This window comes from Isoptericola variabilis, from assembly GCF_050311655.1.
GTDB classification, from domain to species: Bacteria; Actinomycetota; Actinomycetes; order Actinomycetales; family Cellulomonadaceae; genus Isoptericola; species Isoptericola variabilis.
In genome coordinates this window covers 26,413-40,929 of the sequence record NZ_JBNOZM010000004.1, presented here as the reverse complement: position 1 = coordinate 40,929, position 14,517 = coordinate 26,413, and the positions used below count along the sequence as shown (strand labels likewise).

14 protein-coding genes are annotated in these 14,517 nt (G+C 74.7%); 1 reads left to right on the top strand and 13 read right to left on the bottom strand.

Annotated features, from left to right (window positions below; genetic code table 11):
• Window positions 1-85: 85 nt before the first annotated feature.
• The 6 genes from ilvN to ACQP60_RS09920 all read right to left on the bottom strand — a co-directional run bounded on the left by ilvN (window position 86) and on the right by ACQP60_RS09920 (window position 6,966).
• On the bottom strand, window positions 86-607 hold the full coding sequence (gene ilvN / locus ACQP60_RS09945; RefSeq protein WP_429731522.1) for an acetolactate synthase small subunit: 522 nt from the start codon (window positions 605-607) through the stop codon (window positions 86-88).
• Between the two features lie 6 nt (window positions 608-613).
• A complete protein-coding gene (locus tag ACQP60_RS09940) occupies window positions 614-2,452 on the bottom strand; it encodes an acetolactate synthase large subunit (RefSeq protein ID WP_429731519.1) in 1,839 nt (612 codons plus the stop codon).
• A 288-nt stretch (window positions 2,453-2,740) separates the two neighbouring features.
• Complete coding sequence (locus ACQP60_RS09935) at window positions 2,741-3,829, bottom strand: ABC transporter permease subunit (protein ID WP_429731516.1); 1,089 nt, start codon at window positions 3,827-3,829, stop codon at window positions 2,741-2,743.
• Window positions 3,826-4,845 (bottom strand): ABC transporter ATP-binding protein, encoded by a 1,020-nt coding sequence (locus ACQP60_RS09930; RefSeq protein WP_429731513.1) that lies wholly within the window; start codon window positions 4,843-4,845, stop codon window positions 3,826-3,828. Before ACQP60_RS09930 ends, ACQP60_RS09935 begins: the two co-directional genes overlap by 4 nt.
• A 132-nt stretch (window positions 4,846-4,977) precedes the next feature.
• Window positions 4,978-6,315 (bottom strand): VOC family protein, encoded by a 1,338-nt coding sequence (locus ACQP60_RS09925; RefSeq protein ID WP_429731509.1) that lies wholly within the window; start codon window positions 6,313-6,315, stop codon window positions 4,978-4,980.
• A gap of 114 nt (window positions 6,316-6,429) precedes the next feature.
• Complete coding sequence (locus ACQP60_RS09920) at window positions 6,430-6,966, bottom strand: carboxymuconolactone decarboxylase family protein (protein ID WP_429731506.1); 537 nt, start codon at window positions 6,964-6,966, stop codon at window positions 6,430-6,432.
• A gap of 45 nt (window positions 6,967-7,011) precedes the next feature.
• On the opposite strand from ACQP60_RS09920, the gene pdxR reads away from it, so the two are divergent.
• Window positions 7,012-8,499: a MocR-like pyridoxine biosynthesis transcription factor PdxR gene (gene pdxR / locus ACQP60_RS09915; protein ID WP_429731503.1), complete on the top strand. Its 1,488-nt coding sequence runs from the start codon at window positions 7,012-7,014 to the stop codon at window positions 8,497-8,499.
• Here pdxR and ACQP60_RS09910 read toward each other — a convergent pair.
• The 7 genes from ACQP60_RS09910 to ACQP60_RS09880 all read right to left on the bottom strand — a co-directional run bounded on the left by ACQP60_RS09910 (window position 8,438) and on the right by ACQP60_RS09880 (window position 14,495).
• Entirely contained in the window at window positions 8,438-8,761 is a 324-nt protein-coding gene (locus tag ACQP60_RS09910; RefSeq protein ID WP_429731500.1) for a 4a-hydroxytetrahydrobiopterin dehydratase, read from the bottom strand. The genes pdxR and ACQP60_RS09910 overlap by 62 nt on opposite strands.
• A 54-nt stretch (window positions 8,762-8,815) precedes the next feature.
• Complete coding sequence (locus tag ACQP60_RS09905) at window positions 8,816-9,394, bottom strand: pyridoxamine 5'-phosphate oxidase family protein (protein WP_429731497.1); 579 nt, start codon at window positions 9,392-9,394, stop codon at window positions 8,816-8,818.
• Between the two features lie 71 nt (window positions 9,395-9,465).
• On the bottom strand, window positions 9,466-11,187 hold the full coding sequence (gene ilvD / locus ACQP60_RS09900) for a dihydroxy-acid dehydratase (RefSeq protein WP_429731494.1): 1,722 nt from the start codon (window positions 11,185-11,187) through the stop codon (window positions 9,466-9,468).
• The gene (locus ACQP60_RS09895; protein ID WP_429731491.1) at window positions 11,184-11,357 is read right to left on the bottom strand and encodes a hypothetical protein; all 174 of its coding nucleotides are present in this window, start codon (window positions 11,355-11,357) and stop codon (window positions 11,184-11,186) included. The genes ilvD and ACQP60_RS09895 overlap by 4 nt, the downstream gene beginning before the upstream one ends.
• Window positions 11,354-12,592: a kynureninase gene (locus ACQP60_RS09890; protein ID WP_429731489.1), complete on the bottom strand. Its 1,239-nt coding sequence runs from the start codon at window positions 12,590-12,592 to the stop codon at window positions 11,354-11,356. The genes ACQP60_RS09895 and ACQP60_RS09890 overlap by 4 nt, the downstream gene beginning before the upstream one ends.
• Window positions 12,589-13,584 (bottom strand): amidohydrolase family protein, encoded by a 996-nt coding sequence (locus ACQP60_RS09885; RefSeq protein ID WP_429731487.1) that lies wholly within the window; start codon window positions 13,582-13,584, stop codon window positions 12,589-12,591. Before ACQP60_RS09885 ends, ACQP60_RS09890 begins: the two co-directional genes overlap by 4 nt.
• Window positions 13,581-14,495, bottom strand: coding sequence for a tryptophan 2,3-dioxygenase (locus ACQP60_RS09880; RefSeq protein WP_429731484.1), 915 nt, complete (start codon window positions 14,493-14,495; stop codon window positions 13,581-13,583). Before ACQP60_RS09880 ends, ACQP60_RS09885 begins: the two co-directional genes overlap by 4 nt.
• Window positions 14,496-14,517 lie beyond the last annotated feature (22 nt).

Here is a 14,517-nt window from a genome sequence, read left to right as displayed (position 1 = left end):
GTGATGCTCCTCGGTTCTCGGTACTGCGTGTCGTAACTAGGGTCGGTCGGTGGTCACCGGCAGGGGTGACGGTACGCGCTCGGCGTCAGGCCGTGCGCACGCGCTCCAGCGCTCGGTCGGTGATGGACCGCGAGCCGCGGCCCACGGCGAGCGTGCCGGACTTCACGATCTCGCGGACGCCGTACGGCTCGAGCGCGCTGAGCAGCGCGGACAGCTTGGCGGCGGTGCCGGTCGCCTCGATGACGACCGTGTCGGGGACGACGTCCACGACGTGGGCGCGGAAGAGGTCGACGACCTCGAGCACGCCCGCACGGGTGGCCTGGTCGGCCCGCACCTTGACGAGCAGGAGCTCGCGCTGCACGGACGACTCGGGGTCGAGCTCGACGATCTTGATGACGTTGATCAGCTTGTTGAGCTGCTTCGTCACGTGCTCGAGCGGGTGCTCCTCGACGTCGACCACCACGGTGATGCGCGAGATCTCCTCGTGCTCCGTGGGCCCGACGGCGAGCGAGTGGATGTTGAACGCCCGGCGCGCGAACAGCGCGGTGACGCGGGTGAGGACGCCGGGCTTGTTCTCGACCAGCACGGACAGGGTGTGTCGCGACATGGGGTCTCAGTCCTCTCGGTCCCACGCCGGCGAGATGCCGCGCGCGTACTGGATGTCGTCGTTCGGCACGCCGGCGGCCACCATCGGCCACACCATGGCGTCGCGCGAGACCTGGAAGTCGATGACCACGGGCCGGTCGTCGATCTCCTGCGCCCGCTTGATCGCGGCGTCGACCTCGTCCTCGCGCTCCACGCGGATGCCCTCGCAGCCGTACGCGTCCGCGAGCTTCACGAAGTCGGGAATGCGGCGGGTGCCGTGGCCGGTGTGCAGGTCGGTGTTGGAGTAGCGCTCGTCGTAGAAGAGCGTCTGCCACTGCCGCACCATGCCGAGCGAGCTGTTGTTGATCAGCGCCACCTTGATGGGGATGTCGTTGATCGCGCAGGTCGCGAGCTCCTGGTTGGTCATCTGGAAGCAGCCGTCGCCGTCGATGGCCCACACCTCGCGGTCGGGCTCGCCCACTTTGGCGCCCATCGCGGCCGGGACGGCGAAGCCCATCGTGCCGAGGCCCGCGGAGTTCAGCCAGGTGCGCGGGTGCTCGTAGCGGATGAACTGCGCCGCCCACATCTGGTGCTGCCCCACGCCCGCGGCGTAGATGGCGTCCGGGCCGGCCAGCTCGCCCAGGCGGGAGATCACGTGCTGCGGCGACAGGTGGCCGTCGTCCGTGGGCGAGTAGCCCAGCGGGTAGGTCTCGCGCCACGTGTCGAGCTGGTGCCACCAGGCCGCCAGGTCGGGCTTGCCCACCTTGGCGTGCTCGGCCTCGAGGGCCGGCACCAGGTCGGCAATGACCTCGCGCAGGTCGCCGACGATCGGCACGTCCACCGGGCGGTTCTTGCCGATCTCCGCGGGGTCGATGTCGGCGTGCACGACGGCGGCGTGCGGCGCGAAGCTCGACAGCCGGCCGGTCACGCGGTCGTCGAAGCGGGCGCCGAGGGCCACCACGAGGTCGGCCTTCTGCAGCGCCGCGACGGCGGGGACCGTGCCGTGCATCCCGGGCATGCCCAGGTGCTGGGGGTGGCTGTCCGGCACGGCGCCGCGGGCGGTCAGCGTGGTGACGACGGCCGCGCCCGACGTGTCGACCAGCCGGCGCAGCGCCTCCGACGCGCCGGACCGGATGACGCCGCCGCCCACGTACAGCACGGGACGACGCGCGGTGGCCAGCAGCTTCGCGGCCTCGCGGATCTGCTTGGCGTGCGGCTTCGTCACGGGGTGGTAGCCGGGCAGCGACAGCTCCTGCGGCCAGGAGAACGTGGTGCTGGCCGCCATCGCGGACTTGGCGATGTCCACCAGCACCGGGCCCGGACGACCGGTCGACGCGATGTGGAACGCCTCGGCGATGGTCCGCGGGATGTCGGCCGGGTCCGTCACCAGGTAGGAGTGCTTGGTGATCGGCATCGTGATGCCGACGATGTCGGCCTCCTGGAAGCCGTCGGTGCCGATGAGGTTCTCGGCCACCTGACCGGTGATCGCGACCAGCGGGACGGAGTCCATGTGCGCGTCGGCGAGCGGGGTCACGAGGTTGGTCGCGCCAGGGCCCGAGGTCGCCATCGTCACGCCGACCTTGCCGGTCGCGTGGGCGTAGCCCTGGGCCGCGTGCCCGCCGCCCTGCTCGTGGCGCACCAGCACGTGGCGGATCTGCTTCGAGTCCATGAGCGGGTCGTAGAGCGGAAGGATCGCGCCGCCCGGGATGCCGAAGACGTTCTCGACGCCGACCGACTCGAGCGAGCGGACGATCGACTCGGCGCCGGTGACCTCCTCACCGGACACGGTTCGGCCGGCGGCACCGTCAGCACTGCGCGACGCGGTGCGGGCGGCCACCTGGGCGGGGGTCGGGTTCGGCTGGACCATCGGTCTCTCCTGCCGGTCGGTCTTGCGGGCGAAGGGTCTGGCGAGGGGTGTCGCTGCAATGAAAAACCCCCCGGTCCCGGGATGACGGGACTGACGAGGGGTGAGCGCGCTGACGAAGCCTGGTGCGTGGGCCTAGTCGGCGCGCCCGGGAAGAAGTACTACGAGGATCGTCTGCACGGATCGAACGTTACGCCCGCCGTCCCCCGATGTCACGTCGTGAGCCCGGTGTCCCATCATGCGGACAGCATGAGGGCACCGGGCTCACGACCTGCACCGCGACGGCTGCGGTCAGCTCGCGTCGCGACGCCGGAACACGAGCACCGCGAGCAGCGTGACGACGGCCGCGATCCCCGCCACGGTCGATCCGCCCTGCACGGTCGTCACGACGTGGTCCACCGGGACGCACTCGAACACGCCGTCGGCGCTCGGCGTGCACCGCTCCGTCTGGAACACGAGCCCGCCCTGCAGCCAGGCCGAGAGCGCCGTCGTCGGGAGCCACCGCTGCAGCTCGCCGAACGAGTAGGCGAAGGCCAGGCAGGCCCAGGCGACCACGCCGACCAGGCCGACGGCGGCCGCGGCGTGCTTGAGCAGCGTGCCGAGGGCCACGCCCAGCGCGGCCAGCACGGCCCCGGCCGCAAGGAGGCGGCCGGTGAACGCGGCGACCTCCAGCCAGACCGCGCCGGTGAGGTCGCCGAGCGTGCCGAACGAGGCGTACACCGTGTACGACGCGCCGACCAGGAGCGCGAACCCGACCAGGACGATCGGGACCGTGCCGACCGCGGCGGCCACCGCCTTCGACCAGTACACGCGCTGCCGGCGCGGCTCGAACGTGAGCCACATCCCCAGCGACCCGCTGTTGATCTCGGCGGTCACGAAGCTCACTCCGACCACCAGCACGAGGAGGAGCAGCAGGACCGCCAGGTCGTCGAGGGACGCCAGGCCCGACCACCCGTTCCACACCGAGCCCTGGATCTCCTGCACGGCGGCCCGGGTCGCGTCGTCCTGCGCGTCGACCTCGGACTCTCCGAAGAACATCTCGTCCTGGGCCGCGTCAGGGACGAACGTCTGCGTCGGCGGCAGGTACCAGTCCAGGCGGGGGGCCATCTGGTCGCAGCCCCACTCCTCGGGGGTGAGACCCTCGGCCTCCGCCCCGGCCTCGCAGTCGGCGACCTGCTGCTCCCCGTCCTTCTCCCACTGCTCCTGGTCGGCCGCGAACATCTCCTCGGCGGCCGCCACCTGCTGGTCGCTGGGCGGGGGCGCCGACAGGAACGTCGCCGCCCCGGACAACGCGACCAGCGCCAGCGCCCCGACGCACGCCCAGCGCGTGACCTGGCGCGCCCACAGCCGGCGCAGCTCGACCCGCAGCAGCCGGCTCATGCGCCCACCCCCGTCGTCGTTCCCGTCGTCGTCCCGTGCGTCGCCGGACCGCGTTCGCCGCCGCCCGGGACCTCCCCGGCCGTGAGGCCGAGGAACACCGACTCGAGGTCGGCCTGGAGCGGGGTGAGCTCGCGCGCCCACACGCCGCGCTCGCCGAGGGCACGGTTCACGGCGCCGGGGTCGGCGGCGCCGTCGACGACGAGCGCGTCGTGCTCGCGCCGCACGAGCAGGCCGCTCGTCTCCAGCACGCTGGTCGCGATGGTGAGGTCCGCCGGCGCGACCCGCAGCCGCACCGAGCCGGTCGCCGAGCCGGCGCCGATGAGGTCGGCCACGCGGCCGGCGGCGACGAGGCGCCCGCGGGCCACGATCGACACCGTGTCGGCGATCTGCTCGACCTCGGCGAGGATGTGGCTGGACACCAGCACCGTCTTGCCCTGGTCGGCGAGGCCCCGCATCGTCTGCCGGATCTCGCGGATGCCCGCGGGGTCGAGGCCGTTGGTGGGCTCGTCGAAGATGAGCAGGTCGGGGTCCTTGAGCAGCGTCGCGGCGATGGCGAGCCGCTGCTTCATGCCCAGCGAGTACCCCTTGTACTTGTCCTTGGCCCGCCCGGTGAGGCCGACCTCGTCGATGACGGCGTCCACGCGGCCCGCGGGCGCGCCGATGGCGTCGGCGAGCAGCCGCAGGTTGCGGCGGGCGCTGAATCCGGGGAAGAACTTGGGGCTCTCGACGATGGCGCCCACGCGGCCCACCACCTCGGGCAGGCGCTTCGGCACCTCGTGCCCGAAGATCGTCGCCGTGCCGCGGTCGGGCCGGACCAGGCCCAGGAGCATCCGGATCGTCGTCGTCTTCCCCGACCCGTTGGGGCCGAGGAAGCCGTGCACGCCGCCCACGGGCACCCGCAGGTCGAGGCCTTCCACCCCGACCGACCTTCCCCGCACGCTCCGGTACGTCTTGCGGAGCCCGCGCGTCTCGATCGCGAGCTCTCCCCCACCCCGGGCACCGTCCAGCACGGCCACCGCCACCTCCTCGTGGCCGCGGCGCGGCCCGTCGGTCGCGCCCGTCGGACGACGGCGCTGCCAGGGAGGATAGAGCAGCCTTGACGTGGGCGAAAGGTCCCCGCTACCCGGGATTGACCTCCTCCGGGCAGTTCACCCGCCCGAGCCGTCCACCCGGCCCGACCGATGCTCGGCGCGGCCCGGGATCACCGCGATGTCCACCTCGTTGCCCTCCGGGTCCGCGACCGTGCGCCAGAACGGCGCCTCCGCCTCCCGCACCACCGTGCCGCCGGCCGCGACCGCGGCGGCCACGCGCGCGTCCGCGACGTCGGCGGGGACCAGCACGTCCACGTGGACCCGGTTGCGCTGCTCGCGCGGCTCGCTCATCTGCTGCAGGAACACCGACGGCCCGCGCAGCAGGGGGTCGTACAGGTCCGTGGTCCCACGCTCGGCATATCCGAGCGCCGCCGCCCAGAACCGGCGCACCGCATCGACGTCGAGCGCGTCGAACGTGAGCTGCAGGTCCCGCAGGACGGCCGGCTCGGCCCGCAGGCCGAGGTCGCGCGCCGCGGCCTGCGCCCGCTGCGCCAGCGCCAGCCGGTCCGCGTCGATCCAGCCGTCCTCCGGCGGGCCGACGCGCAGGGTGACGCCCGAGTAGCGCAGGTCGGCGAACAGCGGCACGCCCGCCTCCTCGGCCGCGCGCGACGCCCGGGCGACCAGCTCGACCCCGGCGTCGAAGCCGCCCGTCACGTAGTACGCGCTGGCGCCCTGGAGCACCCGCCAGTCCTCCACGCCGCCCGCCGCCCGGAACTCCTCGGGCGTCAGCAGGCCGTCGGGCAGGTCGTCCTCGAACCCCTCCCAGGCGATGACGTCCGCCTCGTTCCCCTCCGCGTCCGCGAGCGTCCACCACTGCGGCACGAACTCCTCCGTCGTGACGCGGCCGCCGGCCGCGAGCGCGGCGTCGACGCGCGACTGCCGCACGTCGTGGGGCACGAACACGTCGAGGTGCAGCCGGTTGCGCAGCGGGCGAGGCTCGTCCATCGCCTGGAACCAGATGCCCGGCCACCGGCCGTGCGGGTCGCGGAGGTCCTCGTCGGTGCGCGAGTGTCCGAGGACCGTGCCCCAGAACGGCATCACCCGCTCGCGGTCCATGGCGTCGATCGTGAGCTCCACCTCCTGCAAGGCGGCCGGGTCGGCGGCCAGCCCGAGGTCCGCCGCCGCGGCGGACACCTCAGCGGCCAGGGCGACGTCGCGCTCGCTCAGGCCGCCGACGTCGTGCGACTGCACGCGGACGACGACGCCGCCGGGCCGCAGGTCGACGTCCGGGTGGTGGTCCGCGGCGCCCGCGAGCACGCCCACCCGCTCGAGGAGGACGGAGCCCTGGCCGGGTGCGGGCGTGCGGAAGAGCGCGCTCGCGCCGGTGCCGAGCGCGCGCCAGTCGCCGGTCCTGTCGGCGGCCTCGAACCCGGCCGCGGTGATCTCGTCGGGCATGGCCTCCCCGTCCGTCGGTGTCCCGGCTCTCGCCTCGCTCCACCCTGCCCCGCCGCCGCGCGTCTCGCGCGGCGGCGGGCCGTGTCCGACGGTCGTGCCGGGGGGACGCCGCGGTCAGGCCCGGCGCGCCGGCGACCAGCAGCGGGCGGTCGCCCCGACGCCGTTCCACGCGACCACCGTGACGACGAGGACGAGCACGGCCGCGGCGGCCTCCTGGCCGACCTCGGCCACGAGGCCCTCGACCACGGCGGCCGGGACCTCGGCGGCCGAGACGCGGACGACGGCCTCGGCCAGCTCGAGCGCGGCGCGCTCCGCGGCCGTGAAGAAGCTCGACTCGCGCCACACCGGCAGGGCCAGCAGCCGCTGCGCGTCGACGCCGACGTCGGCGGCGGCCCGGGAGTGCATGTCGACGCAGTAGGCGCAGCCGTTGAGCTGGGACGCGCGCAGGCGGACGAGCTCGCGCAGCGCGGGGTCCACGCCGGCCCGCTCGGCGTCCGCGGCGGCCGCCTCGTCGAGGCGTCCCATCGCCTCCGAGAACGAGGGGGCGAGGCGGTCCACGTCGAGGCGGCGCGGGATGCGGACGAAGGACGGGTACTTGGCGGTGGTCGTCGTCGAGGTGGTCGTCGGGGTAGTCGTCGTGTCGGTGGTCATGTCTCGACGCTAGGGTCGGATGGCCCAGCGTTACAGTGCAATCCGATGGCAGATTTCTGGTCCAATCCTCCCGCCGGGAGCTCCGGCCTCGACCTCCACCTCGCGCTCGGGGTGCCGCGGCCGGGCCGCGGCCTCGAGGACGCGCTGCGGGACGCCGTGACGGGCGGCCGGCTCGCGCCGGGCACGCGCCTGCCCTCGACCCGCGCGCTCGCGGCCGACCTCGGCGTCGCACGCGGCACCGTCGCCGCGGTGTACGCCCAGCTCGCCGCGGAGGGGTGGCTCGACTCGCGGGTCGGGGCCGGCACGTGGGTCGCGTCCCGCACGACGGCGGCGCCCGCGGTCGCGGCGCCCGCCCCCGCGGAGCCCGACCTCCTCGACCTCCGCCCCGGCATCCCGGACGCGTCGGCCTTCCCCCGCGCCGCCTGGGCCGCGAGCGCCCGCCGCGCGGTGGCCGACGCCGCGACGGTGCACCTCGGATACGGCGACCCGCTCGGCGACGCGGAGCTGCGGCGCGCTCTCGCCGCGTACCTGGCCCGGGTGCGCGGCGTGCGGACCGACGCGGGCGCCGTGGTCGTGACGCACGGGTTCGGCGAGCTCCTCGCGCTGGTGTGCCGGGCGCTCGCCGCCCGCGGGGCGCGGCGGGTCGCCGTCGAGCGCTACGGGCACGCCGCGCACCGCGAGGTCGTCGCGGCCGCCGGCCTCGACGTCGTCCCCGTCCCGGTGGACGGTGACGGCCTGGACGTCGTCGCCCTCGCCGCCCTCCCCGGGATCGACGCCGTCCTGGTGACCGCTGCGCACCAGTTCCCCACGGGCGTGGCCCTCGCCCCGCCGCGCCGGCGCGACCTGGTGGCGTGGGCGGCCGCCACCGGCGCGCTGGTCCTCGAGGACGACTACGACGGCGAGTTCCGCTACGACCGGCGCGCCGTCGGGGCGCTCCAGGCCCTGGCCCCGGACCGCGTCGTCTACGCGGGCACCGCGAGCAAGGCGCTCGCCCCCGGGGTCGGGCTGGCCTGGGGCGCGGTGCCCCCGGCGCTCGTGCCGGACCTCGCCCACCAGCGCCGGCTGTCCGGCGTCCGGCCCGACCGCCTCGGTCAGCTCACGCTCGCGCGCTTCCTCGACGACCACGGCTACGACCGGACGGTGCGCAGCCGCCGCGGCGTGTACCGCGCGCGGCGCCGTCGCCTGCAGGAGGTGGTCGACACCCGGCTGCCGGGCTGCCGGCTCGTGGGGATGGACGCGGGCCTGCACGGCCTGCTGGCGCTGCCCGACGGCGTCCAGGAGCGGGCGGTCGTCCGGGCCGCCGCGGCGCGCGGCCTGCGCCTGGCGGGGCTCGGGGAGCTCGACGCGACGCAGGTCGCGGACCCGGCACCCGAGGCCGGGCCGCAGCACGTCGTCGTGGGGTTCGGCGCCCCGGCCGGGCACCGCTACGAGGCCGCCCTGGCCGCGCTCGTGGGCGCCGTCTCCGACGCCGTCAGCGGCGCAGGTGGTGGTGCGGCTCCACCGGGAGCTCCAGCTCGCGGGCCGCGTCGCTGATCCTCCGGGCCAGGTCGACGTCGCGCCGCGTCAGACCGCCGGCGTCGTGGGACGAGGTCCGCACGGTGACCGTCGAGTAGCGCAGGTCCACGTCGGGGTGGTGGTTCACCGCGTCGGCGATCTCCGCGATCGCGTCCACGAAGCGCGCACCCGCCGCGAACGACCCCGACCGGAAGACCGCCCAGGCCGAACCGTCGTCCGCGCTCCAGTCGGCGACACCGTCGGCGTGAGCGAACTCCCGCGGCGTGATCGAGTCGTCCATGCCCCCAGCATCGCCCGCCGCCGCGGCGCTCGCGAGCCCGTCGCCGGCGCGTCGCTAGCCTCCGGCGCGCCCGGCGGGCACGGGGTCGTCGTCGAACGCCGGGAGGCCGTCGATGCTGGTGCGGTTCTTCTGCCGACGGTAGTCGGCCTGACCCTCGGCGCCCTTGCGGTCCATGAACTGCGGCAGCAGGTCACGTTCGCCGACGTAGTCCAGCAGGGGCACGCCGTACCCGCAGGAGTCCGACACGCGATCGACGTCGACGACGATCACGGCGCGGGCGCCGCGCCGCTCGGGGAACCGGGGCGCCCACGCCGCGTACTCGTCGTCGTAGATCGTCACGACGCGGCCACGACCGTGCAGCCGGACGATGTTCGGCGGGCCGTCGAAGGCGCAGAACATCAGCGTGATCCGGCCGTTCTCCCGCAGGTGCGCGATCGTCTCCGCCCCGGACGCCGTGAGGTCGAGGTAGGCCACCGTGCGCTCGTCGACCACGACGAACGACCCGTCGACGCCCTTGGGCGAGACGTTCACGTGCCCGTCCCCGGCGAGCGGTGCGGTGGCGACGAAGAAGACGTGCTGGGCCTCGACGAAGCTCCGCAGCCGGCCGTCGATGTTCTCGTGCACCTTTCCCATGGGTCGATCCTGCCTGGTCCGCCCGCCGCGTGGCGAGGGACGATCACGGGGTGGGCGATCGGCCCAGCAGATCAGCCCAGCACGGCTCCCGTGGACGCGGACTGCACCAGCTTCGTGTACTTCGCCAGGACGCCGCGGGTGTAGCCGTGCGAGAGCGGCGCCCAGCCGTCCCGGCGCGCGGCGAGCTCGGCGTCGTCGACCAGCAGCTCGAGCGTCTTGTGCGCGACGTCGAGGCGGATGCGGTCGCCGTCGCGCACGAACGCGATGGGCCCGGCGTCGACGGCCTCGGGCGCGATGTGTCCGACGCACAGCCCGGTGGTGCCACCGGAGAACCGCCCGTCGGTGATGAGCAGCACGTCCTTGCCCAGGCCGGCGCCCTTGATCGCGCCGGTGATGGCGAGCATCTCGCGCATCCCCGGGCCGCCCTTCGGGCCCTCGTAGCGGATGACGACGACGTCGCCGGCGGCGATCGTGCCGTCCTCGAGCGCGTCGAGCGCTGCCCGCTCCCGCTCGAAGACGCGGGCGGTGCCCTCGAAGACGTCGGAGTCGAAGCCCGCCGACTTGACCACCGCGCCCTCGGGGGCCAGGGACCCGTGCAGGATCGTGATCCCGCCCGTGGGGTGGATGGGCCGGTCGAGGGCGCGCAGGATCTTGCCGTCCGGGTCGGGCGGGGCGATGTCTGCGAGGTTCTCGGCGACGGTGCGCCCGGTGACCGTGAGGCAGTCGCCGTGGAGGAGGCCGGCGTCGAGCAGCGCCTTCATCACCACGGGCACGCCACCGATGCGGTCGACGTCGTTCATCACGTATCGGCCGAACGGCTTGAGGTCGCCCAGGTGCGGCACGCGGTCGGCCACGCGGGAGAAGTCGTCGAGGGTGAGCTCCACCTCGGCCTCGTGCGCGATGGCGAGCAGGTGCAGCACGGCGTTGGTGGACCCGCCGAACGCCATCACCACGGCGATCGCGTTCTCGAAGGCCTCCTTGGTGAGGATCTGGCGCGCGGTGATGCCGCGCCGCAGCAGCTCGACGACCGCCTCGCCGGACGCCTGCGCGAACGCGTCGCGGCGCCGGTCGGCGGACGGCGGCGCGGCCGAGCCGGGCAGCGACATGCCCAGCGCCTCGGCCGCCGACGCCATCGTGTTCGCCGTGTACATGCCGCCGCACGCGCCCTCGCCGGGGCAGATCGCGCGCTCGATCCGGCCGACGTCCTCCTCGCTCATCAGCCCGCGGGCACAGGCCCCCACGGCCTCGAACGCGTCGATGATCGTGACGTCCTTCTCCGTGCCGTCCGACAGCTTCACCCAGCCGGGCATGATCGACCCGGCGTAGAGGAACACGCTCGCGAGGTCGAGCCGCGCGGCCGCCATGAGCATGCCCGGCAGCGACTTGTCGCAGCCGGCGAGGAGCACCGAGCCGTCGAGCCGCTCCGCCTGCATGACCGTCTCCACGGAGTCGGCGATGACGTCGCGGGAGACGAGCGAGAAGTGCATGCCCTCGTGCCCCATGGAGATGCCGTCGGAGACGGAGATCGTGCCGAACTCCAGCGGGTAGCCGCCGCCCGCGTGCACGCCGTGCTTCACCGCCTGGGACAGCCGGTCCAGCGACAGGTTGCAGGGCGTGATCTCGTTCCACGAGCTCGCGACGCCGATCTGCGGCTTCGCGAAGTCGTCGTCGCCCAGGCCGACGGCGCGCAGCATGCCGCGCGCGGCGGTGGCCTCCAGGCCGTCGGTGACCTGGCGGGAGCGGGGCTTCAGATCAGGGGTGAGGTCCGGGGTGGCTGGGGCGTCGGCGCTCATGCCCCGAGCGTAGGGACGACGGCGCGCACGTGCGCGGCGGCCGCGCCGAGCAGCGCGACGAGGTCCGCGGCCGCCAGCCGTCCGCCCAGGTCGCGGGCGTACAGGCCCACGACCGTGCGCAGCACCGACGTCGCGCTGCCGGGCCGGGCGTCCTGGTCGTCGAGGATCACGCCGTGACCTCGACCAGCGCGTCCCGCACCGCCTCGACGCCCACGCGCACCTCGTCGAACGACGTCGACAGCGGCGAGAGGCCGAGGCGCAGGCCGTTCGGGCGGCGGAAGTCGGGGATCACGCCGCGCTCCCACAGCAGCGGCAGGGTGTCGGCGAACGCGTCGTGGTCGACGGTGACGTGGCTCCCCAGCCGGTCGTCGTCCCGCGGCGACGCGACGCGCACGCCGAGCGGCACCAGCAGGTCGTCCACCAGCTCGAGGGCGAACCTCGTGAGCGTCACCGACTTCGCGCGCACGGCGTCGAGCCCGGCGTCGGCGATCAGGTCGAGCATGTCCTGCATCGCGAGCATCCCGACGATCGCCGGGGTGCCCGACAGGAACCGCCGCACGCCGGCGTGCGGCGCGTAGGCGGGCCCCATCTCGAACGGCTGGTCGCTGCCCATCCACCCCTGGATCGGCTGGACGAGCTCGGCCTGGAGGTCGGCGCGCACGTAGCCGAACGCGGGCGCCCCCGGTCCCCCGTTGAGGTACTTGTAGGTGCAGCCGGCGGCGAGGTCCGCGCCCCACGCGTCGAGCTCGACGGGCACCGCCCCGGCGGAGTGGCACAGGTCCCACAGCACCAGCGCCCCAGCGTCGTGCGCGCGCCGCGTGATCTCGGCTGCGTCGCTCACGTACCCGGAGCGGTAGGCCACGTGGCTCAGCACCACGAGCGCCGTCCGCTCGGACAGGACGGCGGACACCTGCTCGGGCGCGACGCCGCCGTCGTGGTCCGGAGCGATCCAGCGCAGCGTGGCACCGTGCTCACGCGCCACGCCCTCCAGCACGAAGCGGTCCGTCGGGAAGTTGCCGGAGTCGAGGACGATCTCGTCGCGCCCGGCGACCCGCGGCGACGACAGCGCGGCACGGACCAGCTTGTAGAGGATGACGGTCGTGGAGTCGCCGACGAACGTCTGCCCCGGAGCCGCCCCCAGCGCGACGTCGCCGATCCGGTCGCCGAGGCGCAGCGGCAGGTCGTACCACTCCTCGTCCCAGCCGCGGATGAGGCGGGCGCCCCAGGCGTCGGTCGCGAAGCGGCCGAGGCGCTCCGCCGCCGCGCGGGTGGGCCGGCCCAGGGAGTTGCCGTCGAGGTAGGCGGTCACCTCGTCGGAGTCGACGAACGCCGACCGGAACGGGGCCAGCGGGTCGGCGGCGTCCAGCGCGGCGGCGCGGTCGCGGCGGGTGGCGTCGGTGGTCATGCGGCTCCTTCGGGGTTCGTGAGCTCGGCGAGGTCGAGGACGGTCGCCCGGGCGAGCCAGGCGGCGTGGACGGGGCCGGGGTCGGTCGGGGCAGGCGCCGGGCCCGGCACGAACGACACGAGGCCGGCGGGCGGTTCGTCGCCGACGAGCGCCACCAGCAGCGATCGCCGTCCCAGACCGGCCGCCGCGAGTGCCGCCAGCTCCCGGACGTTCAGGCCCACCGGCAGCGGGCCGTTGCCGAGGTCGGTGCCGTAGCGGACGCGCCCGCCCGCGGCGACGAAGCGGCGCACGTTGTCGAGCGCGACCTCGTGCGCGGGCGTCGGGTCCCCCCAGCCGTGGATGTCGAGCGTGCTGAGCCACGTGATCCCGCCCGCGGCCATGGCCACGAGCAGGTCGTCGTCGAGCGGCTCGCTGAACGGCGCGTGCGCCAGGCGGTCGACGCCCGCCGCGAACGCGCGTGCCGCCTGGCCCGGCCCCTCCGCGTGCGCGACGACGGCGCGGCCCCGCTCGTGAGCGCGCCCCACGACGGCGCCGAGCGTGACCTCGTCGGGCGTCGGTCCGGCCTCCGAGTTCAGGGCGACCTTGACGAAGGAGGCCCCCGCCGCGAGCTGCCGGTCCACGGCGGCGACGGCCGACGCCGGGTCCGCGACCGCCACGACCGCGCCCGGGGGCGCCCACGCGCGGTCGCCGGGGTACCCGCCCGGCGCGGTGAGGAACGCGCCCGCGTACGAGACACGTGGGAGGGCCGGGCCGGCGGCCGTGCCCCTCGCCATGGCCGCGACCTCGTGCGGCGTCCAGCCCAGGTCATGCACCGCCGCTACGCCGCGGGCCCGCAGCGGCGCGGGGTCCACGAGGCCGAGGTGCACGTGCGCGTCCGTGAACGGCGGGAGCACGGTGCCCGACTCCTGGAGGCGGCGGCGCACCTCCGGCGGGACGTCGGCGGGCAGCCGGACCGCAGCGACGCCCGGGGGCACGCGCAGCGGGCCGGTCACGCGCGGCCCGTCGTAGCGCCGGGTCCGGCCGTCGCGCCCAGCTCGGTGCGCACGGCGAAGAGCTCGGGGAAGAACGTGAGGTCGAGCGCCCGCTGCAGGAACCCGACCCCGCTGGAGCCGCCGGTGCCGCGCTTCGTGCCGATGATGCGCAGCACGGTCTTCATGTGCCGGAAGCGCCAGAGCTGGAAGTTGTCCTCGAGGTCGACGAGCTCCTCGCACGTCTCGTACGCCGGCCAGTCCGACTCCGGGTCGGCGTAGATGCGGCGGAACACCTCCACCAGGTCGTCGTCGAGCGTGTGGGCGGTCGTGACGTCGCGGTCGAGCACGCGCCGCGGCACGTCGTGGCCGTGCCGGGCGAGGTAGCGCAGGAACTCGTCGTACACGCTGGGCTCGGCGAGCAGCCGCGCGAGCTCCGCGCGCGCCTCGGGCTCGGCGTCGAACACGGCGAGCATGCGCGCGTTCTTGTTGCCGAGCAGGAACTCGACGGCGCGGTACTGCCAGGACTGGAACCCCGACGCGTTGCCGAGGAAGCCGCGGAACTGCGCGTACTCGCTGGGCGTGAGCGTGGCCAGCACCGACCACTGCTCGGTGAGCGTGCGCTGCACGTGCTTGACGCGGGCGATGCGCTTGAGCGCCGCGCCGAGCTCGTCGGCCGCGAGCAGGTCGCGCGCGGAGACGAGCTCGTGCAGCACCAGCTTGAGCCACAGCTCCGTCGTCTGGTGCTGCACGATGAACAGCATCTCGTCGTGGTGCGCCGGGGTGCTGATCGGCTCCTGCGCCGCGAGCAGCGTGTCCAGGTGCAGGTACGAGCCGTAGGTCATCCGCTCCCGCAGGTCGGTGACGATCTCCGGCTCGAGCTCGCGCTCGTTCGTCTCGGCGCGCGCGACGGCGGGCCCGGGCTGGTCGACCATGCCCGGAGCCTACGTCCGCGCC

Bases quoted from the DNA above. Each gene is read 5' to 3' on its own strand.
- ilvN (WP_429731522.1), bottom strand. From the start codon at position 607: ATGTCGCGACACACCCTGTCCGTGCTGGTCGAGAACAAGCCCGGCGTC.
- ACQP60_RS09940 (WP_429731519.1), bottom strand. From the start codon at position 2,452: ATGGTCCAGCCGAACCCGACCCCCGCCCAGGTGGCCGCCCGCACCGCG.
- ACQP60_RS09935 (WP_429731516.1), bottom strand. From the start codon at position 3,829: ATGAGCCGGCTGCTGCGGGTCGAGCTGCGCCGGCTGTGGGCGCGCCAG.
- ACQP60_RS09925 (WP_429731509.1), bottom strand. From the start codon at position 6,315: ATGCCCGACGAGATCACCGCGGCCGGGTTCGAGGCCGCCGACAGGACC.
- ACQP60_RS09920 (WP_429731506.1), bottom strand. From the start codon at position 6,966: ATGACCACCGACACGACGACTACCCCGACGACCACCTCGACGACGACC.
- pdxR (WP_429731503.1), top strand. From the start codon at position 7,012: ATGGCAGATTTCTGGTCCAATCCTCCCGCCGGGAGCTCCGGCCTCGAC.
- ACQP60_RS09910 (WP_429731500.1), bottom strand. From the start codon at position 8,761: ATGGACGACTCGATCACGCCGCGGGAGTTCGCTCACGCCGACGGTGTC.
- ACQP60_RS09905 (WP_429731497.1), bottom strand. From the start codon at position 9,394: ATGGGAAAGGTGCACGAGAACATCGACGGCCGGCTGCGGAGCTTCGTC.
- ilvD (WP_429731494.1), bottom strand. From the start codon at position 11,187: ATGAGCGCCGACGCCCCAGCCACCCCGGACCTCACCCCTGATCTGAAG.
- ACQP60_RS09890 (WP_429731489.1), bottom strand. From the start codon at position 12,592: ATGACCACCGACGCCACCCGCCGCGACCGCGCCGCCGCGCTGGACGCC.
- ACQP60_RS09880 (WP_429731484.1), bottom strand. From the start codon at position 14,495: ATGGTCGACCAGCCCGGGCCCGCCGTCGCGCGCGCCGAGACGAACGAG.